Raw genomic sequence first — 25,751 nt, 5'->3', positions numbered from 1 at the left:
AGGATGGCCTTTTTGCGTTTCTGCACCTGCTTCCTTTCCATAAACAAATCACCTATCCCCCCATATATACGGTAAACTATCCCGGTTTTTGCATCAGGATAGCGTCTATGAATCACTCCCTTAAGCCCTGGAATACCTTTGGTATTCAACGGAATGCTAATCAAATTGTACGTGCCGACAGTACTCAGCAGTTGCTGAATGCATGGCAAAACGCAACAGAAAACGGTGAACCCGTACTTATTCTGGGCGAAGGAAGTAATGTCCTGTTTCTCGATGATTTTGCGGGGACGGTAATCGTCAATCGCATCATGGGGATTGAGTGTAAAGAGAGCGCTGACAGCTGGCATTTACACGTGGGTGCTGGCGAGAACTGGCATCATCTGGTGCAATATACCCTTGAAAAAGGGATGCCCGGACTGGAAAACCTGGCCCTGATCCCGGGCTGTGCAGGATCATCTCCTATTCAAAATATCGGTGCCTACGGCATCGAACTGAAACACGTCTGCGAATATGTCGACTGCATTGAACTCGCGACCGGAACGGCGAAGCGCCTGACCGCAGAGCAGTGCCGCTTTGGCTATCGCGACAGCATTTTCAAGCACGACTATCAGGATCGTTTCGTCATTGTGGCCGTTGGTCTGCGCCTGGCGAAAGCCTGGAAACCCGTTCTGACATACGGCGATCTGACCCGTCTTGACCCGGCAACCGTCACACCGCGTGAGGTATTTGATTCCGTTTGCCATATGCGAATGACCAAGCTCCCGGACCCGAAAGTTAACGGAAATGCGGGCAGTTTCTTCAAAAACCCGGTGATCAGCAGCGAAAATGCAAAAGCGTTTCTCGCCGGCTGGCCAACGGCCCCGCATTATCCTCAGGCGGATGGCAGCGTGAAGCTGGCCGCAGGCTGGCTTATCGATCAGTGTGAATTGAAAGGTACTACTCTTGGTGGCGCTGCTGTTCATCGTCAGCAGGCGCTGGTACTGATCAACCAGTCCAACGCGACAAGTGAGGATGTCGTCAACCTGGCGCATCATGTTCGCCAGCGCGTGGGCGAAAAATTCAATGTCTGGCTGGAGCCTGAAGTTCGCTTTATTGGCCGAACGGGCGAAGTGAATGCCGTGGAGACCATTGCGTGAAGGACAATACTATTCCGTTAACTCTCATCGGTATCCTTGCTGATGGCGAGTTTCATTCTGGCGAGCAACTGGGCGAACAGCTGGGCATGAGCCGTGCTGCGATCAATAAGCATATTCAAACGCTCCGCGACTGGGGCGTGGATGTGTTTACGGTGCCGGGAAAAGGCTACAGCCTGCCGGAACCGATCCAGTTACTGAATGAAGAGATTATCCGCAGCCAGATTGGGCACGGTAACGTCGCGGTATTGCCGGTCATTGATTCGACGAACCAGTATCTGCTGGATCGCCTGAGCGAGCTGAAATCCGGTGATGCCTGCGTTGCCGAGTACCAACAGGCAGGACGTGGCCGCCGGGGGCGTAAGTGGTTCTCACCATTTGGCGCCAACCTCTACCTTTCCATGTACTGGCGGCTTGAACAGGGGCCAGCTGCGGCCATCGGGCTGAGCCTGGTCATCGGCATTGTGATGGCAGAGGTGCTGCACGATCTGGGTGCCGATCAGGTGCGGGTAAAATGGCCCAACGATCTGTATCTCAACGATCGAAAGCTGGCGGGCATCCTGGTCGAACTGACGGGAAAAACAGGCGATGCCGCACAGATCGTCATTGGAGCGGGGCTGAACATGGTGATGCGAAACGTGCAGAACGATGTCGTGAACCAGGCCTGGACCAACCTACAGGAAGCGGGGATCACCATCGATCGCAATACGCTAGCCGTCCGCATGATCAATGAGTTGCGTAGTTCGCTGACGCTCTTTGAACAAGAGGGGTTAGCGCCATTCCTGTCTCGCTGGGAAAAGCTGGATAACTTTATTAACCGACCGGTGAAGCTGCTGATTGGGGATAAAGAGATTTACGGCACATCACGCGGCATTGACGCGCAGGGCGCGTTGCTTCTTGAACAGGATGGCGTGATTAAGCCCTGGGTGGGCGGTGAAATTTCGTTACGAAGTGCAGAGTAACCCTCTCCCCACAGGGGAGAGGGTGTAGCAGGTCATTACTGCGGATACGGCACCCAATCCCCGGCATTCAGTCGGACATAAGGCTTATTCTGATACTGGATCACCACCGCATTGGCGTTTTCCGATACCTCCGCCGTCTGCGGCAGCCCGCTGGTGAGCTGATCCCAGTTCACGCTATCTTCCACAAACAGCTTACCGTCTACAGCGCGAGCAACCAGTTCCGAGATAGCCAGATAGCTGCTTGGCTGGGTGATTTCAATGGGCGCTCCCTGATGCGGCGCCTTCATGCCAAAGAACTTAATCCCGGCCGGAACGTTAGTGATGGACGGGCTTGGGATATCGCGCAGACCAGACACCTGCATCCTGTCGCCTTTCAGCGCTCCCCCATGTTCCGGTACGACCACCACCATCACTTTACGGCCTGATTTTTCCAGCTCGTTGAAGAACGCGTTCAGCTCGTCAAAGAACTTCTGTGCACGGGCCTTATAATCGGCCGTTTTACTCACGCCGGGATAATGGTTCCCGTCGTGCAGCGGCAGCGTGTTATAGAACGTCGCACTACGTGTCCCTTCCTCTTTGCCGACGGTATCTAACCAGCGCTGAAGCACGGCGGTATCGTCATACACCGGCGAGCCATCAAAGCCCAGCAGCGTTACCGGCAGCCCTTTCTGGTCCATCAGCGGGGCCTGCATGCCTCCCTGTTCACGCACTTCTTTCAGGAAGTTACCGAACTGACCGTTATGGCCCATCATCAGGTGCTGGGTAAAGCCCAGTTTTGCCAGGTTATCAAACAGGTAACACTGGTTAGCTGCCGGCTGGTAGAGGTTCTTATGCGAAGGCTGTCCGCAGCTGGCGCGCAGCAGGCGGATAGCCGCCGGGCCGCTGTACGACGTGGCCGAGTTGAAGTCTTTGAATTGAATATCGAAATGCGACCACAGCGGGTGCGACATCAAACCAGCCGCGTCAACGTCAGCCCAGGACAGAGAACAGATGTTAATGACCAGCAGCTCAAACGGCTGAGCATCGGCAGGCAGCGCGTCCGGGAATTTCGTCTGACGCTTATCTTCCGCAGCGTAAAAACTGGAGAGCCACGCGTTCAGGTTAGTGGATGTCGGCGGTGCAGTCTGCGCAGGAATATCCCCAACCACAGGCGTATCCCCTGCTGTCGCAACGGTCGCGGCGGCGGAACCGCCCGTGGTGGTCACGGTTGTCGTCGGCTGACCGGCTGGCCACAGCGAGAAGCTCGGGCCCGTCAGCGTCAGGACGTTAAGCCAGATCATAATCGCGACGACAAACACCGTCACCCGGATCCACTGAGACAGGAACAGCCAGGCGACCAGCAGGACAAATACCGCGCCAATCATCTGCCAGTTAATAAAGCGCTCAACCAGATCGAGCATATAGTCCGCACTGAAACCTGCGACCTGGGAGCCCTGGCTCATGATGCTTTCAGGGCCGGGCAGCCAGGTATCATGCCAGAACAGGGCGAAACCGATGGGGATAGCGACCCAGTGACGTATACGGTGCAGCCTGAGGTTCGGGATTGGCATCAGCAGGAATGCCATAAACACCAGGTTAAGCAGAGGGTGGAAATTAAGATAGCCTGCCCACAGCAGACCAAACTTCACCAGAAAGTAGAAATTCCAGCCGGACAGGCCGCGCCAGTATTGCCAGAGTGGCGAGGGCGCCGAAGAGGTATAGGTAGAATTAGTCATGTTTTCGGTTTGCCTTGACGTTCGGAGCGCGAGTCAGTGTTCCGGCGGGTTTAATATAGCGAGGTTTGACGAACAGTAATCTGATCGTATCGCGAATACGGCGCAGGGAATGGCGTGCATAGTAGCCAAGCGGCAAAAAAATCAGCGCGCACAGAACAACCAGTTGGATGATATCGCTGATATTCATAATGGCGCGCTCTCCTTGTTCTCATCCAGTAAGCGTAGCGGCTCGGGTACCCGTCGCCAGACATGCCCGTCATGTTTCGCGTTCAGAACCGGTTTGGCGCCGCTTGTGACAGGCAACGGTTTGGCCCACTTTTCAGGTGGCAGGGCACGCATCTGGACAAGCTCAGCCGCGATCAGGTTATCTTCAAACCAGACCATACGGTTCGAGAAGATATCCGCGGTAGGAAGCGGGAAGATATGGTTAAGTGCAGTATCCAGATCGTTCACCCGGCAGAAGGAGAGGAACAGCACCAGGCGGTTATCGCCAATGGTCATGATGTCCCCGATACGGTTAGGGCGGCACAGAGTGAGCGCCTGCTCAACGCGAATACCCGGCACGGGGCGCAGGGCAACCATCACCCCTTTTCCGTCTGCCGGTAACAGCGTATTGCTCATCATGTTGCCCACCGCATCGCAGAAGGTGTCCCATTTCTGGTAGCCGCGCAGTTTCATCGGCTGCGTCATTGAAAGCAGGGTGCTGATATCTTCCGGAACATGTCGATTAAACTGCTGGCCCTGGATGCTTTCGATCAGCGTCAGACAGCGCGACAGGGGAGCATTCCACGGAATGACCATATTCGCGCCGCAGCCCAGTAATAAGCGCTCATCGGTGGCGCGCAGGCTGGTATTATTTTCACGCACTACAATTTTTAACGCGCTGCCGCGCTGGCGACGTAATGTGTGAATGTGCCTTGCCAGCGTTTCGATTTGGTTATTCTGGATCAACGAGAAGATAATAGTCGCCGCCTGCGTGGTGCGCGCCTCATCAAATAAGGCTTCATTGGTATCGAACAGTGACCAGTGCTCAGACAGTGCAGGCGCACCTTCCAGTACCGCAATATGGCTCAGAACACGTTTTTCATCACTGCGTGGCTGAACTACCGTCTCTTCCTGTTGAGCAAGATGCCACTCATCCCCGACTTGTTTGAGTGTAAGTTGTTGTCGGGAGCTCACCCCTTTTTCATTGCACCAGAAAGCCACGTCGTAAAGATGGCTGTCGGTCTGGACACGAATACTGGCCAGGCCATAGAGAGAACGGTATTCACTCATTAAAAGTGAAAAAAGCTTGTCATTATTACTGCCTGGGTTAACAACCAATAAGGTGCAATTTTGATTTTTTGCCCATCTGTTGATTCTTCCCAGCCATTTCAGCAGCTTTTCAGACGGTATATTTTGCAGGCCATCATTAGAGCATTTTAGAATCAGTAAATAGTGCTCAGGAACAATAGAACACTGAATATCGCGGGGTAAAAAGTATAGACTGTCAGCCTCCGCAGGCATGGAAAATAATCGTACTGTCTGGGGCCCACGGTCACTGTCGAGCCTGATGATTGACTTCGGCTCTTCGCCCATCGTAATGACGGCCACGCGGGAATCCTTCCCCTGCGCCGCTATCGTCTGGTTTACCAGACTGATGGCATCTTCATTACGATCCGTATTAACCCACCAGACTCCTCCGACTGGCATGTGGCGCAATTCGTCCCATAATGACTGGATGCCAATAGAAAATATGGAGTCCACGGTGTCCCTCTTTTCGTCGAATTTCTATGTCTCTCAGTTTACTAGCGAAAGCGTAGAAATAAACCTAACATTGAAATTAAAGAACATCAGATTTAGCATGTAAATGAAATTTAATGGCAGGACGCCTCGCTGCATCTGAATCTTATGATTTTACTCAAAGGGATGAAAAAAGAATGCAAAATAACGAACCCGCAACCCCAGTCGACTCAAGTCTGGGTTACACATTCCAGAACGATTTTTTGGCACTCACGCAGGCTTTTTCTTTGCCTGAAATAGATTACACCGATATTTCCCAGCGTGAACAGTTGGCGGCGGCTATTAAACGTTGGCCGTTATTAGCTGAGTTTGCCCAACAACAATAAGGAAGCCATTGATGGCTGTACTAGGATTACAGGGCGTCCGTGGTGGGGTGGGTACAACTTCCGTTACCGCGGCGCTGGCGTGGTCATTGCAGGTATTAGGTGAATCGGTACTGGTCATTGATGCCTGTTCCGATAATTTGCTGCGCATGTCATTCAATGTCGACTTTACGCATGCAAACGGCTGGGGACGCGCGCTTCTGGACGATAAAGACTGGCGGGATGCGGGTTTGCGTTATACCTCCCAGCTCGATTTGCTTCCCTTTGGTCAATTGAACGAAACCGAGCGCGGGAATGAAGCCGCGTACCAGCGCCTGTTCTCTCGCTTCATCACCGCATTGCAGAGCCTGAAAGAGAGCGGGCACTATCAGTGGATCCTGCTGGACCTGCCGCACGGTGCCGCGTCGCTGACCCGCCAGCTGCTGGCGCAGTGCGACCATGTGCTCTCCATCGCGAACGTAGATGCGAATTGTCATATCCGTCTGCATCAGCAGCCGATGCCTGCCAATGCCCATATTCTGATCAACGATCTGCGCATTGGCAGCCAGATCCAGGACGATCTCTACCAGGTCTGGCTCCAGAGTCAGCGCCGCCTGTTGCCGATGGTGATCCATCGTGACGAAGCGATGGCGGAGTGCCTCGCGTCCAAACAACCTCTCGGGGAGTACCGTAGCGATTCACTGGCGGCGGAAGAGATCCTGACGCTGGCCAACTGGTGTCTGCTGCACTTTGCTAAACGGCCGGAGCCTGCCGGGAGTTCAGTATGAGCCGCCTGACTAACTGGCTGCTCATTCCGCCGGTCAGTTCGCGCTTAAGTGAACGCTACCGCCATTACCGTCATCACGGCGCCTCGTCGCTGAGCGCTGCGCTGGGCTGTTTGTGGATGATTCTGGCGTGGATGTTCATCCCCCTCGAACATCCCCGCTGGCAACGCATTCGTGCGCGCCACGGTGAACTCTATCCGCATATCAACCCTGACAAGCCGCGTCCGCTGGATCCCGCGCGCTACGCTATTCAGTCCATCTGGCTACTAACGACCTCAACGGGCGCGGAGAAAAAAACGTCCCGCTGGCGCAGCTTCGATCGTGTGCAGAACCTGCGTGAACACTACCACCAGTGGCTTGACCGGCTACCTGACCGGGTGGGCGACAAAACGGGTCATTTAGATAACCACAAAGAGCTCGGGCACCTACACCCGGGCTTGCGGCGTTTTATTCTCGGCGTGGTTGTGGTGTTCTCGCTGATTCTTGCGCTGGTCTGTATTACCCAGCCCTTCAACCCGCTGGCGCAGTTCACCTTCCTGATCCTGCTGTGGGGCGTGGCGCTGCTGGTGCGGCGCATACCAGGGCGTTTTTCTGCCCTGATGCTGATTGTGCTATCGCTGACCGTTTCCTGCCGCTACATCTGGTGGCGATATACCTCAACGCTGAACTGGGACGATCCGGTCAGCCTGGTGTGCGGCTTAGTGCTGCTGTTTGCTGAGACTTACGCCTGGATCGTGCTGGTGCTGGGTTACTTCCAGGTTATCTGGCCGCTAAATAGACAGCCGGTGCCGCTGCCAAAAGACACGACCCAGTGGCCTACGGTTGACCTTTTCGTGCCGACCTACAACGAAGATCTGTCGGTGGTAAAAAACACCATTTACGCCGCGCTGGGTATCGACTGGCCGAAGGATAAAATCAAAATCTGGATCCTCGATGACGGTGGCCGTGCCGAGTTCCGCCAGTTCGCGGACGAAGTGGGGGTAGAGTACATCGCCCGTACCACGCATGAACACGCGAAAGCCGGTAACATTAACAATGCGCTGAAATATGCCAAAGGGGAGTTCGTCTCTATTTTCGACTGCGACCACGTGCCAACGCGCTCGTTCCTGCAAATGACCATGGGCTGGTTCCTGAAGGAGAAAGAGCTGGCGATGATGCAGACGCCGCACCACTTCTTCTCGCCGGACCCGTTTGAACGTAACCTCGGCCGTTTTCGTAAAACCCCGAACGAGGGCACGCTGTTCTATGGACTCGTGCAGGACGGGAACGACATGTGGGACGCAACGTTCTTCTGCGGCTCCTGTGCGGTGATCCGCCGGAAACCGCTGGATGAAATTGGCGGGATCGCCGTCGAGACGGTCACGGAAGATGCGCACACCTCGCTGCGTCTGCACCGTCTTGGCTATACCTCCGCCTACATGCGTATTCCTCAGGCGGCGGGGCTGGCCACGGAATCCCTGTCGGCGCACATCGGCCAGCGTATTCGCTGGGCCCGCGGCATGGTGCAAATTTTCAGGCTCGATAACCCGCTGATGGGTAAAGGGCTGAAGCTGGCGCAACGGCTGTGCTACGTCAACGCCATGTTCCACTTCCTGTCCGGTATTCCACGGCTTATCTTCCTCACTGCGCCGCTGGCGTTCCTGCTCCTTCACGCTTACATCATCTATGCGCCTGCGCTGATGATTGCCCTGTTCGTTCTGCCGCACATGATCCACGCCAGCCTGACGAACTCGAAGATTCAGGGGAAATATCGCCACTCCTTCTGGAGTGAAATTTACGAAACGGTGCTGGCCTGGTACATCGCGCCGCCAACCATGGTGGCGCTGATTAACCCGCATAAAGGGAAATTCAACGTCACCGCGAAGGGCGGGCTGGTGGAAGAGGAGTATGTCGACTGGGTGATCTCCCGGCCCTATATCTTCCTGGTGCTGCTGAATATTGTGGGCGTGATTGTTGGGATCTGGCGCTACTTCTACGGCCCGGAAAACGAAATTCTGACGGTCTTCGTGAGTATGGCGTGGGTGTTTTATAACCTGATTATCCTCGGTGGCGCGGTGGCGGTATCGGTGGAGAGCAAACAGGTTCGCCGCGCGCATCGCGTCGAAATCAGCATGCCAGCGGCCATTGCCCGCGACGATGGACATCTCTTCTCCTGTACCGTACATGACTTTTCGGATGGCGGTCTGGGTATCAAGATCAACGGTCAGGCGAAGGTGCTGGAGGGGCAGAAGGTCAACCTACTGCTTAAGCGCGGCCAGCAGGAGTATGTCTTCCCGACGCAGGTGGTGCGTGTGAGAGGAAATGAAGTGGGTCTGCAACTGATGCCGCTGACCAAAAAGCAACACATTGATTTTGTGCAGTGTACGTTTGCCCGCGCGGATACGTGGGCTCTCTGGCAGGACAGCTTCCCTGAGGATAAGCCTCTGGAAAGCCTGCTGGATATTCTTAAGCTGGGGTTCCGTGGCTATCGTCACCTTGCAGAATTTGCCCCGTCGTCGGTGAAATTAATTTTCCGGTCACTTACTTCACTGGTTTCCTGGGTCGTGTCGTTCATTCCGCGTCGACCTGAGCGAGATGAAGCGAAGCAGGCGGACCCGGTTATGGCTCAACAATGATGATAACGCGATGAAAACAAAACTTTCCTGGTTATGTGCAGTGGCAATGGGGATGAGTGCGCTCCCTGCAACAGTGGCTAACGCAGCGCCTGATAACGCAGCGGCCACGCCCGCGCCAACGGTGCCTGTCGTCGCGCAAGCGACCGATCCGGTTGTAACGGCCGCGCCGGGGCAGACGGAAAACGTCGTCCCGAATCAGCCGACGACGGGGAATACGCTGCCCGCCGACAACCCGGTGGTTGGGCAGGTCATGCCTGGGGTGCCGGGAGCCAGTGCGCCGGTGGTTGCCGAAAATACGCCGTCGCGTGACGTTAAGCTGACGTTTGCCCAGATCGCGCCTCCTCCGGGCAGCATGGTTCTGCGCGGCATCAACCCAAATGGCGGTATCGAATTCGGTATGCGCAGCGATGAAGTCGTGTCGAAAGCGATGCTCAACCTGGAATACACCCCATCGCCGTCGCTGCTGCCGGTGCAGTCCCAGCTTAAGGTCTATCTGAATGACGAGCTGATGGACGTCCTGCCCGTCACCAAAGAGCAACTGGGTAAGAAAACCCTGGCTCAGGTGCCGATTAATCCGCTGTTTATCACCGACTTTAACCGCGTACGTCTGGAGTTTGTCGGCCACTACCGCGATGTCTGTGAAAACCCGGCCAGCAGCACCCTGTGGCTGGATGTCGGGCGTAACTCTTCGCTTCAGATGACCTATCAGCCGCTGGCGTTGAAAAACGATCTCTCCGCCTTCCCGGTGCCGTTCTTCGACCCGCGTGATAACCGTCCGCTGAACCTGCCGATGGTCTTTGCCGGCTCTCCCGATGTGACCGAACAGCTGGCGGCCTCTATCGTGGCATCCTGGTTTGGTTCCCGCTCCGGCTGGCGTGGTCAAAGTTTCCCGGTCATGTACGACAAAATGCCGGACAAAAACGCGATCGTGTTTGCTACCAACACCAAACGTCCGGCTTTCCTGCGTGACCATCCGGAGGTGAAAGCGCCCACCATCGAGATGATCAGCCATCCGGACAATCCGTACGTGAAGCTGTTGGTGATCTTCGGCCGTGATGACAAAGATCTGGTGCAGGCGGCGAAAGGCATTGCGCAGGGGAATATCCTGTTCCGCGGTAACAGCGTTGTGGTGGACGAGGTGAAACCGCTGCTGGCACGTAAGCCTTATGATGCGCCGAACTGGGTACGTACCGACCGGGCCATCACCTTTGGCGAACTGAAAACCTATGAAGAGCAATTGCAGTCAACCGGGCTTGAACCTTCTCCTGTCAGCCTGTCGCTGAACCTGCCGCCGGATCTCTATCTGCTGCGCACCAACGGCATTGATATCAATCTGAACTACCGTTACACCGCGCCGGCGACCAAAGACAGCTCGCGCATGGATATCAGCCTCAACAATCAGTTCCTGCAATCGTTCAGCCTGACCAGCAGCCAGGAGACAAACCGGTTGATGCTTCGTCTGCCTGTATTACAGGGGCTGCTGGATGGCAAAACCGATGTGTCGATCCCGGCGCTGAAGCTCGGTGCGGTGAACCAGCTGCGGTTTAACTTCCAGTATATGAACCCCATGCCGGGTGGATCGGTGGAAAACTGTATTACCTTCCAGCCGGTGCAAAACCACGTGGTGATTGGTGATGATTCCACGATCGACTTCTCGAAGTATTACCACTTTATTGCGATGCCGGATCTGCGTGCCTTTGCTAACGCCAGCTTCCCGTTCAGCCGCATGGCAGACCTCTCTGAATCGATTGTCGTGATGCCAAAAGCGGCCAACGAAGGCCAGGTTACCACGCTGCTGGACACCATGGGCACCGTCGGGGCGCAAACCGGCTTGCCGGCGATCAACGTGACGGTGACGGATGACGGGAGCCAGATCCAGAACAAAGATGCCGATATCATGGTCATCGGCAACATTCCGGACAAGCTGAAAGACGAGAAGCGCGTCGATCTGCTGGTGCAGGCGGCTCAGTCGTGGGTTAACACGCCGCTGCGTCAGACCGAGTTCCCGAGCATCATGCCGGACAGCGGCGATCGTCAGGCCAATATCAGGACGACCGTAAGCTCAACGGGTCCGATGGCCGCGATTGTCGGCTTCCAGTCGCCGTATAACGACCAGCGCAGCGTTATCGCCCTGCTGGCGGATAGCCCGCGCGGGTATGAGCTACTCAATACGGCCATGAACGACAGCGGTAAACGGGCGGCAATGTTCGGTTCCGTCTCGGTGATCCGTGAGTCGGGGGTAAACAGCCTGCGCGTGGGGGATGTCTACTACGTCGGTCATCTGCCGTGGTTCGAACGCCTGTGGTACGCCCTGTCTAACCACCCGGTGCTGCTGGCCGTGCTGGCTGCGCTCAGCGTTGTACTGCTGGCGTGGGTACTGTGGCGTCTGCTGCGAATCATCAGCCGTCGTCGTCTTAACCCGGACCATGAGTAAGCGGTGATGAAAATCTTTCGCGGGTGTCTAGTCGCAGCGTTGATGCTGGCGGCGGCGAATCTTCACGCCGCCTGTCGCTGGCCTGCCTGGGAGACGTTCAAGCAGGATTATATGAGCGAAAGTGGACGCGTCATTGATCCCAGTGACGCGCGCAAAATCACCACCTCCGAAGGGCAAAGCTACGGACTGTTCTTTGCCCTCGCGGCAAACGATCGCAAGGCGTTCGATCTGCTGCTGGCATGGACGCGCGATAACCTTGCCGAGGGAGATTTAACCCAACATCTCCCGGCCTGGCTGTGGGGGAAAAAGGACGACGAAACCTGGGCGGTTATCGACCCTAACTCCGCGTCTGATGCCGATATCTGGATTGCCTGGTCGCTGCTGGAAGCCGGGCGGCTGTGGAAAAATCCCGATTACACGCGCACGGGTAAGGCGCTGTTGACGCGCATTGCCAGTGAGGAAGTGGTGAAGGTGCCGGGGCTGGGTTCTATGCTGCTGCCGGGTAAAGTCGGTTTTGCCGAAGAGAGCGTCTGGCGCTTCAACCCCAGCTACCTGCCGCCGCAGCTTGCGAGCTATTTCACCCGTTTTGGCGCGCCGTGGACGACGCTCCGTGAAACCAACCTGCGTCTGCTGCTGGAGACCGCGCCTAAAGGATTTTCCCCGAACTGGGTGAAATACCAGAAAAAGGGCGGCTGGCAGCTGTCGCAGGATGCATCCCTGATCGGCAGCTACGATGCGATTCGCGTCTATCTGTGGGTAGGGATGATGAACGATAACGATCCGCAGAAAGCCCGGCTACTGGCGCGTTTCAAGCCCATGGCGACCACCACAATCAAACAAGGCTTGCCGCCGGAGAAAGTGGACGTCGCGACCGGGAAACGCACCGGAGATGGGCCGGTAGGGTTTTCTGCCTCCCTCCTTCCGTTTTTACAAAACCGGGACGCGCAAGCGGTGCAACGCCAGCACGTCGCCGATCGTTTTCCCGATAACAATGCTTATTACAGCTACGTTCTGACCCTCTTTGGACAAGGGTGGGATCAGCATCGTTTTCGTTTCACCGTGCAAGGTGAATTACTACCGGACTGGGGCCAGGAATGCGCACGTTCACACTGAATCTACTCACCTTATCGCTTGGCCTGGCGCTAATGCCCCTGGCCCAGGCCGCCAACTCCCCGCAGCAGAGACAGCTGCTGGAACAGGTCCGTCTGGGGGAATCCACCCAGCGTGAGGATTTAGTGCGCCAGTCGCTCTATCGCCTTGAGCTGATCGACCCCAACAACCCGGACGTGATTGCCGCGCGCTTCCGCTACCTGTTACGACAGGGCGATACGGCGGGCGCGCAAAAAGAGCTGGATCGCCTGAAAGGAATGGCGCCCGATTCCAGTGCCTATCAGTCCTCCCGTACTACCATGCTGCTCTCCACGCCGGATGGTCGCCAGGCCCTCCAGCAGGCTCGCCTGCTTGCCACCACCGGGCACACCCAGGAAGCCATTGCCGCGTATGACAAACTGTTTGACGGTAAGCCGCCCAGTGGCGACATCGCGACGGAGTACTGGAACGTGGTGGCGAAAGAGCCAGCCCGCCGCAACCTGGCCATTAATCAGCTTAAGAAAATAAACGCCAGCAGTCCGGGCAACGTCCCGCTACAGTCCTCGCTGGCACAGCTTTTGTTCCAGAGCGGACGGCGTGATGAAGGGTTTGCGGTGTTACAGGAGATGGCCAAATCGAACAATGGCCGCAGTCAGGCGTCGGACATGTGGTACCAGCAGATCAAAGATCAGCCGGCCAGCAGCGCCAGCGTTACCGCGCTGCAACAATACCTGAGCGTGTTCAGCGATGGCGATAACGTGACGGCGGCGCGCGCCCAGCTTGAAGCGCAGCAAAAACAGCTTGCCGATCCGGCGTTCCGCGCCAAAGCCGAAGGGTTAGCCGCAGTGGATGCCGGGCAGGGCAGTAAAGCGGTAACGGAGTTGCAAAAAGCAGTCAGCGCCAACCACGCCGACAGTGAAGCCGTAGGCGCGCTGGGGCAGGCCTATTCTCAGAAAGGCGATCGCGTGCGTGCGGTTGCGCAGTTTGAAAAGGCGATCGCCCTCGATCCGCAGAGCGATAACCGGGGCAAATGGGACAGCCTGCTGAAGGTCAACCGATACTGGCTGCTGATCCAGCAGGGGGATAACGCCCTGAAAGCCAACAATACGGCCCAGGCCGAACGCTATTACCAGCAGGCGCGTAATATCGACAATACCGACAGCTACGCGGTTCTGGGCCTCGGTGATGCGGCGGCGGCGCGCAAAGATAACGACGTGGCCGAACGCTATTACCGCCAGGCGTTGCGGATGGACAGCGGCAACAGCAACGCGGTGCGTGGTCTTGCCAATATTTATCGCGCGCAGTCTCCGGAGAAGGCGACGCAGTTTATTCAGTCGCTCTCTGCCAGCCAGCGCCGCAGCATTGATGATATTGAACGTAGCCTGACGAACGAGCAGCTGTCAGCCCAGGCCGAACAGCTGGAAAGCGAAGGGAAATATGCGCAGGCCGCAGAAATTCAGCGCCGACGCCTTGCGCTTTCCCCGGGCGACGTGTGGATCACCTACCGACTGTCACGCGATCTGTATAGCGCGGGTCAGCGCAGCCAGGCGGATAACCTGATGCGTCAGCTGGCAAGCCAGAAACCTGGCGATCCGGATCAGGTTTACGCCAGCGGGCTGTACCTGTCCGGTAACGATCAGGACCGGGCGGCGCTGGCGCATCTGAACACGCTGCCGCGCGACAAGTGGAACGGCAACATTCAGGCGCTGGCGGACCGCCTGCAAAGTAACCAGGTGCTGGAAACCGCCAACCGCCTGCGCGACAGTGGAAAAGAGCAGGAGGCGGAAACGTTGCTTCGCCAGCAGCCTCCGTCCACCCGTATCGACCTGACGCTGGCGGACTGGGCTGAACAGCGTGGCGATCATGAGGCCGCGAAAACCGCCTACAACACCGTCCTGCAACGCGAACCGCAGAACGAAGACGCGATCCTCGGCCTGACCGAGGTCTATCTTGCCCAGGACAACAAGGACGCGGCGCGCGCGGCGCTGGCGAAACTGCCCGCGGCACAGAACGGCGAACCGCTCTCCATCAATATGCAGCGCCGGCTTGCCATGGCGCAGGCTGGCCTGGGTGATCATGCCGCGGCAGAAAAGACCTTCAACGCCATTCTTCCGCAGGCCAAATCGCAGCCGCCTTCGATGGAAAGTGCGCTGGTGATGCGCGATGCCGCCCGTTTCCAGGCACAAAATGGTCAGCCTCAGCAGGCGCTGGACACCTGGAAAGATGCGATGGTCTCATCGGGCATCACAACGACCCGTCCGACCGATAACGACAGCTTTACTCGGCTCACGCGTAACGATGAGAAAGATGACTGGCTGAAGCGCGGCGTGCGCAGCGATGCAGGCGATCTTTATCGTCAGCAGGATCTGAACGTCACGCTGCAACACGACTACTGGGGCTCCAGCGGCACGGGAGGCTATTCCGATCTGAAAGCGCACACCACCATGCTCCAGGTTGATGCGCCGCTGTCGGACGGACGTATGTTCTTCCGTAGCGATCTGGTCAATATGAACGCCGGTTCCTTTGCCACCGATAACGGAACCTACGATCCGACATGGGGTACCTGTGCCGAAACGCCATGTCACGGCAGCACGAACCAGTCGGCCAACGGCGCCAGCGTGGCCGTCGGCTGGCAGAACAAAACCTGGGCGTGGGATATCGGTACAACGCCGATGGGCTTCGACGTGGTCGATGTGGTGGGTAGCCTGAGCTACAGCAACGATTTAGGGCCGATTGGCTACACCCTGAACGCCCATCGCCGTCCGATTTCCAGCTCGGTGCTGGCCTTCGCCGGGCAAAAAGATCCCAATACCGACACCACCTGGGGCGGCGTGCGTGCCACCGGTGGCGGCGTGAGCATGAGCTACGACAAAGGCGAAGCTAACGGGATCTGGTCAAGCCTGAGTGCCGACAGCCTCACCGGGAAGAATGTCGAAGATAACTGGCGCGTCCGCTGGATGACCGGCTATTACTACAAGCTCATCAATCAGAACAACGAACGCCTGACGGTGGGCGTGTCCAACATGCTCTGGCATTACGATAAGGATTTAAGTGGCTATTCGCTGGGCCAGGGCGGTTACTACAGCCCCCAGGAGTATGTGTCGTTCGCCTTACCGGTGAACTGGCGTAAACGCACAGAGAACTGGTCATGGGAGCTGGGCGGCTCCGTCTCCTGGTCTCATTCAAAAACAAAAGATGTGATGCGTTATCCGTTACAGGGGCTGATCCCGGACAATGAGCCAGGCCGTTATACCGATAAAGGTGTAATGGAAACCGGAAGTAGCTCGTCAGGGACGGGTTATACCGCAAGGGCGATTGTTGAACGCCGCGTGACGTCCAACTGGTTTGTCGGACTGGGCGTCGATATTCAGGAAGCAAAAGACTATACCCCGAGCCATGCGCTGCTCTACGTTCGGTATTCTGCCGCGGGCTGGCAAGGTGATATGGACTTACCACCGGAACCGCTGGTGCCTTATGCAGACTGGTGATCGGATTTTTTCTTAATCTAATTGTAAGTCTCTCTTAAAAGTGCAGCTATCGGGTATACTCGGGCGCACCAGGTTTACACCCTGGTGCGCCCTGCGCTTCGAGTTTTGTGGAGAGTCATTTTGCGTGTCAGCCGTTCCTTAACGATCAAACAGATGGCGATGGTGTCTGCCGTCACAATGCTGTTTGTCTTCATCTTCTGCGTCATTTTGCTGTTTCACTCCGTACAGCAGAATCGCTATAACACGGCTTCGCAACTGGAAAGTATTGCCCGCTCGGTGCGGGAACCCCTGTCAGCCTCGATCCTGAAAGGGGATATCCCCGAGGCGGAATCCATCCTGAAGCGCATTCAGCCCGCCGGTATCGTGAGCCGCGCGGATGTCGTGCTGCCGAACCAGTTCCAGGCGCTGCGGATGAGCTTTATCCCGGAGCGTCCCGTCCCGATGATGGTGATGCGCCTGTTTGAACTGCCGGTGCAAATTTCCCTGCCTCTCTATTCCCTGGAAAGACCGGCTAACCCGCAGCCGCTGGCCTACCTGGTGCTACAGGCCGACTCGTACCGCATGTATAAATTCGTCATGAGTTGGGTTGCTACGTTAGTGACTACTTACTTACTTTTGACACTAATGCTGAGCGTGGCGCTGACGTGGTGTATCAACCGGTTAATTGTGCATCCGTTGCGCCGCATAGCCCGGGAGCTGAACGACCTCTCTCCACAGGAGCACATGAGGCATCAGCTTCCCTTGCCGCGCCTGCATCACGACGATGAAATTGGCATGCTGGTCCGGAGTTACAATATCAACCAGCAGCGTGTCCTGCGTCAGCAGGAAGAGCTCAGTAGCAACGCCACCCGTTTTCCGGTATCCGATCTGCCAAACAAAGCGTTTTTAATGGCCTTGCTGGAGCAGACCGTCGCCCGCCAGCAGACCACCGCGCTGATGGTGATTGCCTGCGAAACCTTGCAGGACACGGCGGGCGTGCTGAAAGAGAGCCAGCGCGAGATGCTGTTGCTGACGCTGGTGGAAAAGGTGAAATCCGTTCTGGCGCCGCGCATGGTGCTCACCCAGGTCAGCGGTTATGACCTGGTGGTGATCGCGCACGGTGTTAAAGAGCCGTGGCACGCCATTACGCTAGGTCAGCAAGTACTCACTGTCATTAATGAGCGGCTGCCCATTCAGGGTATCCAGCTTCGCCCGAGCGCCAGCATCGGTATTGCGATGTACTACGGGGGGCTGACCGCCGAGCAGCTTTATCGTCGGGCCTTCTCGGCCGCGTTCACCGCGCGCCGGAAAGGCAAAAACCAGATCCAGTTCTTTGATCCGGAGCAGATGGAAAAAGCCCAGCAGCGCCTGACGGAAGAGAGCGACATTCTGACGGCGATGGACAATCGCCAGTTTGCGCTCTGGCTACAGCCGCAGGTCAATTTGCGCACGGGTGAAGTGACCAGCGCCGAAGCGTTGCTGCGTATGCAACAGCCGGACGGCACGTGGGAGCTGCCTGAGGGGATGATCGAACGTATCGAGTCCTGCGGCCTGATGGTCACCGTCGGCTACTGGGTGCTGGAAGAGTCCTGCCGCCAGCTTGCGGCCTGGCAACAACGGGGCATCACGCTGCCGCTGTCGGTGAATCTCTCTGCGCTACAGCTGATGCACCCGACCATGGTGCCGAAGATGCTCGAGTTGATCCACCGCTACCGCATTCAGCCCCACACGTTGATCCTGGAAGTCACCGAGAGCCGTTGTATCGACAATCCTGACGATGCTGTCGCCATTCTGAAACCGCTGCGTAATGCCGGGATCCGCATTGCGCTGGACGATTTTGGTATGGGGTATTCTGGCCTGCGTCAGCTCCAGCACATGAAAACGTTGCCGGTGGACGTCCTGAAAATCGACAAAACCTTTGTGGATGGGCTGCCAGAGGATTGCAGCCTGGTACAGGCCATTATTCAGATGGCGCACAGCCTGAATCTGCACGTAATTGCCGAGGGTATTGAAACCGACGCCCAACGTGAGTGGCTGGCTGCGGCGGGCGTGGAGAGCGGACAGGGCTTCCTGTTTGACCGCGCCGTACCGACGGATATCTTTGAGAAACGCTATCTCGCCGACGCTGGCAATAACGCAAAAGTGTAATTTTGTTGCTGGCTTGTGCGAGCCAGCTCAAAGTTCTTAACATTTGTGTTTCAAATTTGAACCCCGTTTATTTCTGTCCTGTTATGTGGGTGTTATTTTAAAGCCGCAGGTTAACCATAACCTTACAAAGCCTGTAGTTTTTCTTTCCAGGGACACCCTATGAAAACCTCACTCTTCAAAAGTCTTTACTTCCAGGTCCTGACAGCCATCGCCATCGGTATTCTGCTCGGTCACTACTACCCGGAGCTGGGCGCGCAGATGAAACCGCTTGGCGACGCGTTCGTTAAGCTCATCAAAATGATCATCGCGCCGGTCATTTTCTGTACCGTGGTGACCGGTATCGCTGGCATGGAAAGCATGAAGGCGGTCGGGCGTACGGGGGCGGTTGCCCTGCTGTACTTCGAGATTGTCAGTACCATCGCGCTGATTATCGGCCTGATAATTGTCAACGTGGTACAGCCTGGCGCGGGCATGAACGTCGACCCGGCCACGCTGGATGCGAAAGCGGTGGCGGTTTACGCTGAACAGGCGAAAGATCAGGGGATTGTTGCCTTCCTGCTGGACGTGATCCCGAGCAGCGTGATTGGCGCGTTCGCCAGCGGAAACATCCTCCAGGTGCTGCTGTTTGCCGTGCTTTTTGGCTTTGCCCTGCACCGTCTTGGCAGCAAAGGCCAGCTGATTTTTAACGTCATTGAAAGCTTCTCGCAGGTGATCTTCGGCATCATCAACATGATCATGCGTCTGGCCCCGATTGGCGCCTTTGGCGCGATGGCCTTCACCATCGGGAAATATGGCGTCGGCACGCTGGTACAGCTTGGCCAGCTGATCGTCTGTTTCTACATCACCTGTATTCTGTTTGTGGTGGTGGTGCTCGGCTCCATCGCCCGTGCGACCGGCTTCAGCATCTTCAAATTTATCCGTTACATTCGTGAAGAGCTGCTGATTGTCCTCGGCACATCCTCTTCGGAGTCCGCGCTGCCGCGTATGCTCGATAAAATGGAAAAGCTGGGCTGCCGTAAGTCAGTGGTGGGGCTGGTTATTCCTACGGGCTACTCCTTTAACCTGGACGGCACCTCGATATACCTGACGATGGCGGCGGTCTTTATTGCCCAGGCCACTAACAGCCACATGGATATCTTCCATCAGATTACGCTGCTGGTGGTGCTTCTGCTCTCTTCAAAAGGGGCGGCGGGCGTAACGGGCAGCGGATTTATCGTGCTGGCGGCCACCATTTCGGCGGTGGGCCATCTGCCGGTGGCGGGCCTGGCCCTGATCCTCGGTATTGACCGCTTTATGTCTGAAGCCCGTGCGTTAACCAACCTGGTCGGCAATGGCGTGGCGACGATTGTGGTGGCGAAGTGGGTGAAAGAGCTGGATCACAAGAAGCTTAACGATACGCTGAATAACCGCACATCTGAGGACAAAACCCCCGGTTTATCCTCTTAATCCCTCATAAATGCCCGTATTCCCTTGTGGGGATGCGGGTACCTGCGCATAATAACCGTTCATACCTGTCATAATTCGACAAGATTTTTTTTGGGTATATTTCACTTCCGCCCGTGACGTTTAGCCGAACACGCTGTCTAATCGGAAGGTTTTCATCGTCATCTTTGAGTGCTCACGTCGCGAGACACTCTCTTTAACCAGGAATGTTGATCAGGGGTTCACATGCAGGGCACAAAAATTCGACTCTTAACCGGCGGTTTGCTGATGATGGCAGCAGCCAGTTATGTGCAGGCAGATGCGCTCCAGCCAGACCCGGCCTGGCAACAGGGAACACTGGCGAATGGTTTCCAGTGGCAGGTATTATCCACTCCGCAACGTCCGAGCGATCGCATTGAAATCCGTCTTTCTGTGAATACCGGCTCCCTCACTGAAAGCACCCAGCAGACCGGCTTAAGCCACTTTATTCCTCGACTGGCGCTCACCCAGAGCGGCAGTTTGCAGGCGGTTCAGGTGCGTTCTTTATGGCAACAGGCCATCGATCCGAAACGCCCGCTGCCCCCGGCTGTGGTCTCCTATGACTACACCATGTTTAACCTGAGCCTGCCCAACAACCGTAACGATCTGCTTAAAGAAGCACTGACCTATCTTTCGGATGCCACCGGCAAACTGGCGATTACGCCTGAGACCGTTAACTATGCGTTGAGCAACAGCGACATGGTGGCGACCTGGCCGACGGATACCAAAGAAGGCTGGTGGCGCTACCGCCTGAAAGGGTCAACGCTGCTTGGCCACGACCCGGCAGAGCCGCTGAAACAGCCGGTTGATGCCGCGCAGGTGAAATCTTTCTACCAGCAGTGGTACACCCCGGATGCCATGACCCTGATTGTGGTGGGCAACGTGGACAGCCGTGCGGTGATAGAACAGATCAACAAAGCATTTGGCGATCTGAAAGGGAAGCGTGAAACGCCCGCCCCTGTTCCTACCTTGTCCCCGCTTCGTCCTGAGACGGTCAGCATCATGACGGATACCGTGCGTCAGGATCGTCTTTCAATGATGTGGGATACGGCCTGGCAGCCGATCCGCGAGTCTTCTGCGCTGTTGCGTTACTGGCGTGCGGATCTCGCGCGTGAAGCGCTGTTCTGGCACGTTCAGCAGACGCTCAGCAAGAACAACGTGAAAGATATTGGCCTGGGCTTTGACTGCCGAGTGCTGTTCCAGCGCGCCCAGTGCGCCATTAACGTGGAATCGCCGGGCGATAAGCTGAATGCCAATCTCGGCGTGGTGGCGAAAGAGCTGGCTAAAGTGCGGAAAGAGGGCCTGTCTGAAGAGGAGTTTAACGCGCTGGTGGCGCAGAAATCCCTCGAATTGCAGAAACTGTTCGCCACCTATGCCCGCGCCGATACCGATATCTTAATCAGCCAGCGCATTCGCTCCTTGCAGAATCAGGTGGTGGATATCGCGCCGGAGCAGTATCAGAAACTGCGTCAGGACTTCCTGAACGGTCTGACCGTGGAGATGCTGAATCAGGATCTGCGTCAGCAGCTGTCGCAGGATATGGCGTTGATTCTGTTGCAGCCGAAAGGTGAGCCGGAATATGACATGAAAGAGTTGAAGGCCACCTGGAGCGCCATCATGGCGACGCCGCCGCAGCCAGCGCAAACGGCAGCCGATGATTTACACCAGGATGCGAGCGATATTCCGCAGGGCCAGTAAGCTCTGCGTTCCCTCAGCCCTGAGGGAGAGGGTTAGGGTGCGGGCATCAGCCCGCACAGTCCTTAAGCAGGCATCGCCTCGCGCGGAATAATCGCTCCGCGATACTGAATCACCGTGCTGGCCGTCAAGTGACCGCGCTGCGCCGCCGCTTCCGGCGTACCTCCCGTCAGACGTACCGCCAGATACCCCGCGCTGAAAGAATCTCCCGCCGCCGTGGTATCGATTACCTTCTCTTTCGCCAGCTTCACCGCCGGCACCTCTGTCACGGCTTCACCTGCAACCGCCACCAGGCAAGACTCCGCCCCGCGCTTGATCACCACTTCGCTGACCCCGGCAGCCTGCGTCCGGGCAATGACCTCATCAACCGGTTTTTCGCCCCACAGAGCATCTTCATCATCCAGCGTCAGGAAGGCGATATCGGTGCATTCGAGCATCTGCTGGTAGACCTGCTGCGTCTCTTCGCGGCTGGCCCACAAACGCGGACGGTAGTTGTTATCGAAAATCACCTTACCGCCATTGGCCCGGCATTCGCGCAGCAGTGACAGCAGCTTTTCACGGCTCTCCTGGCTCAGGATCGCCAGGCTGATCCCGCTCAGGTAGAGATAATCGAAGGTCGCCAGTTCTTCGCAAATGGCAGCGGCGGCCTCGCTTTCCAGCCAGAATTTGGCGGCCGCTTCATTACGCCAGTAATAGAAGGTGCGCTCGCCGGTGCTGTCGGTTTCGATGTAGTACAAACCCGGCAGGCGGTTTTCCATTCGCTGGATCAGCGAGGTCCCAACGTTTTCACCCTGCCAGGCTTCCAGCATCTGCTGGCTGAAGCTGTCCGTTCCCAGCGCGGTAACGTAGCTCACGCTCAGCGCGTCGGGGGCGACCTGACGGGCAATGTAAACGGAGGTGTTCAATGTATCGCCACCAAAACCGCGGCTGACTTCCGCGCCTTTCTGGGACAGCTCAATCATGCATTCGCCAATCACGGCAATTTTTTTAGACATAGTCGTGAACCTGAACAAAGTAATTAAGGGTAGTGTGCGCTGTGTGTTTTTTATGGTCAACTATATTAAAACGACGTTCCATTATTTTTTTTGAGCCAGCGCGTATTCCGGCATATTTCTGTCATCTTAATTTCATTTTCCCGGTGAATTGAACATAAAGTTCTCACCTGGCGGGCCGATAACTCAGTGACGAGTCCAGAAAGGCTATCCCATACAACAGGACATCCGAAATGAAGTCAGAGCAGGTTATCCAGCGGCTGAGCACTACGCCTGAGGCAAGTATTGAGAACTTGCAGGAGCATCGCTACTGGCTGCAATGTGAGCGAGCGTACACCTATCAGCCCATCTACCGTACCGACGGTCGGTTAATGGCGATTGAGGTGTTAACGGTCGTCACTCATCCATCGAATCCTTCACAGCGTATTGCACCGGACCGCTATTTTGCGGAGGTTGCCGTGCGTCAGCGTATCGACGTGCTGGAAGAGCAACTGAGAATGCTGGCGACGAAGCAGGCGTTCTTCGAGCAGCACGGTATTCTGGCGTCGGTGAACGTGGATGGCCCAACCCTGATGGCGTTACGTCAGAACGCGACATTGCAGGCGCTGATTGCCACCTTGCCGTGGATGCGCTTCGAGCTGGTTGAACATGTTCAGCTGCCGCAGGACTCCTCGTTTGCCTCGATGTGTGAGTTTGGCCCGCTGTGGCTGGATGATTTCGGTACCGGTATGGCCAACTTCTCCGCCCTGAGCGAAGTGCGTTATGACTACATCAAAGTGGCCCGCGATCTGTTTATCATGCTGCGCCAGACGCCGGAGGGACGGAACCTGTTTACGATGCTCCTGCAACTGATGAACCGCTATTGCCAGGGCGTCATTGTGGAAGGCGTAGAGACGCTGGAGGAGTGGCGCGACGTGCAAAACTCCCCGGCAGCGGCGGCACAGGGTTATTTCCTCTCTCGTCCTGTCCCCATGGATACCCTGGAAAAGGTGATAACCACCCTCTGATCTGCCCGCTTCCCTTTGTCTGAACTATAGTTTTAGAGGCAAGTTCATCAGGAAAGGGGACAACAATGACAAAAACAACCAGGGTGATTTCCTGGACAGCAGGGATTTTCTTGTTGCTGATCGTGGTCTTAATCATCATTATCGCCACGTTTGACTGGAACCGGCTCAAACCGACCATCAACCAGAAAGTCTCAACCGAGCTAAACCGCCCCTTCGCAATACGTGGCGATTTGGGTGTCGTGTGGGAGCGCCAGAAAGAGGAAACCGGCTGGCGAAGCTGGGTGCCATGGCCGCACGTTCACGCCGACGACATCATTCTCGGCAACCCGCCGGACATCCCCGAAGTGACCATGATCCACCTGCCGCGCGTGGAAGCCACGCTGGCGCCGTTAGCCCTGTTAACCAAAACGGTGTATCTGCCGTGGATCAAACTTCAGCAGCCCGACGCGCGGCTAATTCGCCTGTCAGAGAAAAACAACAACTGGACGTTCGATCTCGCCAGCAGCGGCGATAAAGATCAGAATGCGCAGCCCTCTTCGTGGTCTTTCCGCCTCGACAATATTCTGTTCGATCGGGGGAGGATCGCCATTGACGATAAGGTGAGTAAGGCTGACGTGGAGATCCTCGTCGATCCGCTGGGTAAGCCTCTGCCGTTTAGCGAAGTGACGGGCAGTAAAGCCAAAGGCGATGACAGCAAAGCGGGCGATTACGTCTTCGGCCTGACGGCGAAAGGGCGCTACAACGGCCAGCCGCTGACCGGTAAAGGCAAAATCGGCGGCATGCTGGCGCTCAGGAGTGAGGGCACGCCGTTCCCGGTGCAGGCGGATTTCCGCTCGGGCAACACCCGCGTGGCGTTCGTGGGCACGGTTAACGACCCGATGAACATGGGCGGCGTCGACCTCCAGCTTAAGTTTGCCGGGGATTCGCTGGGTGAACTGTACGATTTGACCGGCGTGCTGCTGCCGGATACCCCGCCGTTTGAAACGGACGGGCGCCTGGTTGCCAAAATCAACACCGAAAAATCGTCCGTCTTTGACTACCGGGGATTCAACGGCCGCATCGGCGACAGCGATATCCACGGCACGCTGACCTACACCACCGGTAAACCGCGCCCGAAACTGGAGGGGGACGTTGAATCCCGCCAGCTGCGTCTGGCCGATCTTGGTCCGCTGATTGGCGTAGATTCGGGCAAAGGCACGAAGTCTAAAGAGGTTAAAAAGGACGTTCAGCCTGCGGGTAAAGTGCTGCCCTATGACCGCTTCGAAACCGACAAATGGGACGTGATGGATGCGGATGTGCGCTTCAAAGGACGTAAAATTGAGCATGGCAGCACGCTGCCGCTGAGCAACCTCTCGACCCATATCATCCTGAAAAACGCCGACCTGCGCCTGCAACCGCTGAAGTTTGGCATGGCCGGGGGAACCATCTCATCGAATATCCACCTGGAGGGGGATAAAAAGCCAATGCAGGGAAGGGCGGAGATCCAGGCGCGTCGGCTGAAGCTGAAAGAGCTGATGCCGGACGTGGAGCTGATGCAGAAAACCCTCGGTGAGATGAACGGCGACGCGGATATTCGCGGCACGGGTAACTCGGTAGCGGCGCTGCTGGGTAGCGGAAACGGCAACCTGAAGCTGCTGATGAACGACGGGCTGGTGAGCCGTAACCTGATGGAGATCCTGGGGCTGAACGTCGGGAACTTTATCATCGGGCAAATCTTCGGTGACGACGAAGTACGCGTTAACTGCGCGGCGGCAAATCTGGATCTGGTCAACGGCGTGGCGCGTCCGCAGATCTTCGCTTTCGACACGGAAAACGCGGTTATCAACGTCACCGGTACCGCCAGCATGGCGTCCGAGCAGCTGGATTTAACCATCGATCCGGAAAGTAAAGGCATTCGTATCATCACCCTGCGCTCGCCGCTGTACGTTCGCGGGACCTTCAAAGATCCTCAGGCGGGCGTGAAGGCCGGGCCGTTGATTGCGCGTGGTGCGGTCGCCGCCGCGCTCGCTACGCTGGTCACCCCTGCGGCGGCGCTGCTGGCGTTGATTTCGCCGTCAGAAGGCGAAGCGAATCAGTGTCGGACGATTTTGTCGCAGATGAAGAAGTAGTCCCGTTTCTCCCTCTCCCTGTGGGGAGAGGGGGCTCCAGTAATTTGAAAGCAAAA

General features: G+C 56.7%; 17 protein-coding genes. 13 read left to right on the top strand and 4 right to left on the bottom strand.

Going from position 1 to position 25,751, the window contains the following annotated elements; genetic code table 11:
- Positions 1-107 precede the first annotated feature (107 nt).
- Together murB and birA are read left to right on the top strand one after the other, a co-directional pair.
- Positions 108-1,136, top strand: coding sequence for a UDP-N-acetylmuramate dehydrogenase (gene murB / locus INF61_RS06540; protein ID WP_017693803.1), 1,029 nt, complete (start codon positions 108-110; stop codon positions 1,134-1,136).
- On the top strand, positions 1,133-2,095 hold the full coding sequence (birA, locus tag INF61_RS06535) for a bifunctional biotin--[acetyl-CoA-carboxylase] ligase/biotin operon repressor BirA (RefSeq protein ID WP_003861169.1): 963 nt from the start codon (positions 1,133-1,135) through the stop codon (positions 2,093-2,095). The genes murB and birA overlap by 4 nt, the downstream gene beginning before the upstream one ends.
- Before the next feature lie 35 nt (positions 2,096-2,130).
- Here the strand turns inward: birA and bcsG are convergent, their stop codons facing one another.
- Genes bcsG through bcsE form a run of 3 tightly spaced genes read right to left on the bottom strand, consistent with a single transcriptional unit; the run spans position 2,131 to position 5,556 of the window.
- The gene (bcsG, locus tag INF61_RS06530; protein ID WP_032672219.1) at positions 2,131-3,810 is read right to left on the bottom strand and encodes a cellulose biosynthesis protein BcsG; all 1,680 of its coding nucleotides are present in this window, start codon (positions 3,808-3,810) and stop codon (positions 2,131-2,133) included.
- Positions 3,803-3,997 carry a cellulose biosynthesis protein BcsF gene (bcsF, locus tag INF61_RS06525; protein ID WP_017384193.1) on the bottom strand — a complete coding sequence of 65 codons (195 nt, stop codon included), beginning with the start codon at positions 3,995-3,997 and terminating at the stop codon, positions 3,803-3,805. The genes bcsG and bcsF overlap by 8 nt, the downstream gene beginning before the upstream one ends.
- Positions 3,994-5,556 (bottom strand): cellulose biosynthesis c-di-GMP-binding protein BcsE, encoded by a 1,563-nt coding sequence (gene bcsE, locus INF61_RS06520; protein WP_032669013.1) that lies wholly within the window; start codon positions 5,554-5,556, stop codon positions 3,994-3,996. Before bcsE ends, bcsF begins: the two co-directional genes overlap by 4 nt.
- Positions 5,557-5,729: 173 nt before the next feature.
- On the opposite strand from bcsE, the gene bcsR reads away from it, so the two are divergent.
- The 9 genes from bcsR to INF61_RS06475 all read left to right on the top strand — a co-directional run bounded on the left by bcsR (position 5,730) and on the right by INF61_RS06475 (position 21,591).
- Positions 5,730-5,918: a cellulose biosynthesis protein BcsR gene (bcsR, locus tag INF61_RS06515; RefSeq protein ID WP_003861175.1), complete on the top strand. Its 189-nt coding sequence runs from the start codon at positions 5,730-5,732 to the stop codon at positions 5,916-5,918.
- Between the two features lie 11 nt (positions 5,919-5,929).
- A complete protein-coding gene (bcsQ, locus tag INF61_RS06510) occupies positions 5,930-6,682 on the top strand; it encodes a cellulose biosynthesis protein BcsQ (RefSeq protein ID WP_032669014.1) in 753 nt (250 codons plus the stop codon).
- On the top strand, positions 6,679-9,294 hold the full coding sequence (gene bcsA / locus INF61_RS06505) for a UDP-forming cellulose synthase catalytic subunit (RefSeq protein WP_023295581.1): 2,616 nt from the start codon (positions 6,679-6,681) through the stop codon (positions 9,292-9,294). The genes bcsQ and bcsA overlap by 4 nt, the downstream gene beginning before the upstream one ends.
- 10 nt (positions 9,295-9,304) lie before the next feature.
- Entirely contained in the window at positions 9,305-11,728 is a 2,424-nt protein-coding gene (bcsB, locus tag INF61_RS06500; RefSeq protein ID WP_071993128.1) for a cellulose biosynthesis cyclic di-GMP-binding regulatory protein BcsB, read from the top strand.
- A gap of 6 nt (positions 11,729-11,734) precedes the next feature.
- The gene (gene bcsZ / locus INF61_RS06495) at positions 11,735-12,841 is read left to right on the top strand and encodes a cellulose synthase complex periplasmic endoglucanase BcsZ (protein WP_045142224.1); all 1,107 of its coding nucleotides are present in this window, start codon (positions 11,735-11,737) and stop codon (positions 12,839-12,841) included.
- On the top strand, positions 12,823-16,305 hold the full coding sequence (gene bcsC / locus INF61_RS06490) for a cellulose synthase complex outer membrane protein BcsC (protein WP_032672216.1): 3,483 nt from the start codon (positions 12,823-12,825) through the stop codon (positions 16,303-16,305). Before bcsZ ends, bcsC begins: the two co-directional genes overlap by 19 nt.
- Before the next feature lie 120 nt (positions 16,306-16,425).
- Entirely contained in the window at positions 16,426-18,432 is a 2,007-nt protein-coding gene (hmsP, locus tag INF61_RS06485; RefSeq protein ID WP_193547627.1) for a biofilm formation regulator HmsP, read from the top strand.
- A 159-nt stretch (positions 18,433-18,591) separates the two neighbouring features.
- Positions 18,592-19,878: a C4-dicarboxylate transporter DctC gene (gene dctA, locus INF61_RS06480; RefSeq protein ID WP_015571524.1), complete on the top strand. Its 1,287-nt coding sequence runs from the start codon at positions 18,592-18,594 to the stop codon at positions 19,876-19,878.
- A gap of 222 nt (positions 19,879-20,100) precedes the next feature.
- Positions 20,101-21,591 carry a pitrilysin family protein gene (locus INF61_RS06475; protein WP_023295577.1) on the top strand — a complete coding sequence of 497 codons (1,491 nt, stop codon included), beginning with the start codon at positions 20,101-20,103 and terminating at the stop codon, positions 21,589-21,591.
- A 62-nt stretch (positions 21,592-21,653) separates the two neighbouring features.
- Here INF61_RS06475 and INF61_RS06470 read toward each other — a convergent pair whose 3' ends face one another.
- A complete protein-coding gene (locus INF61_RS06470; protein WP_017384186.1) occupies positions 21,654-22,583 on the bottom strand; it encodes a sugar kinase in 930 nt (309 codons plus the stop codon).
- Positions 22,584-22,813: 230 nt separating this feature from the next.
- Here INF61_RS06470 and pdeH point away from each other — a divergent pair, with 230 nt between their 5' ends.
- Positions 22,814-23,587, top strand: a complete 774-nt coding sequence (gene pdeH, locus INF61_RS06465; RefSeq protein ID WP_015571521.1) for a cyclic-guanylate-specific phosphodiesterase — start codon at positions 22,814-22,816, stop codon at positions 23,585-23,587.
- A 65-nt stretch (positions 23,588-23,652) separates the two neighbouring features.
- Complete coding sequence (locus INF61_RS06460; protein WP_015571520.1) at positions 23,653-25,695, top strand: AsmA family protein; 2,043 nt, start codon at positions 23,653-23,655, stop codon at positions 25,693-25,695.
- Positions 25,696-25,751 lie beyond the last annotated feature (56 nt).

It is taken from the genome of Enterobacter cloacae complex sp. P18RS, from assembly GCF_014982105.1.
Taxonomy (GTDB): Bacteria; Pseudomonadota; Gammaproteobacteria; order Enterobacterales; family Enterobacteriaceae; genus Enterobacter; species Enterobacter hormaechei_C.
Note: the sequence above shows the minus strand (reverse complement) of the source record. Positions and strands in the feature narration are given on the sequence as shown.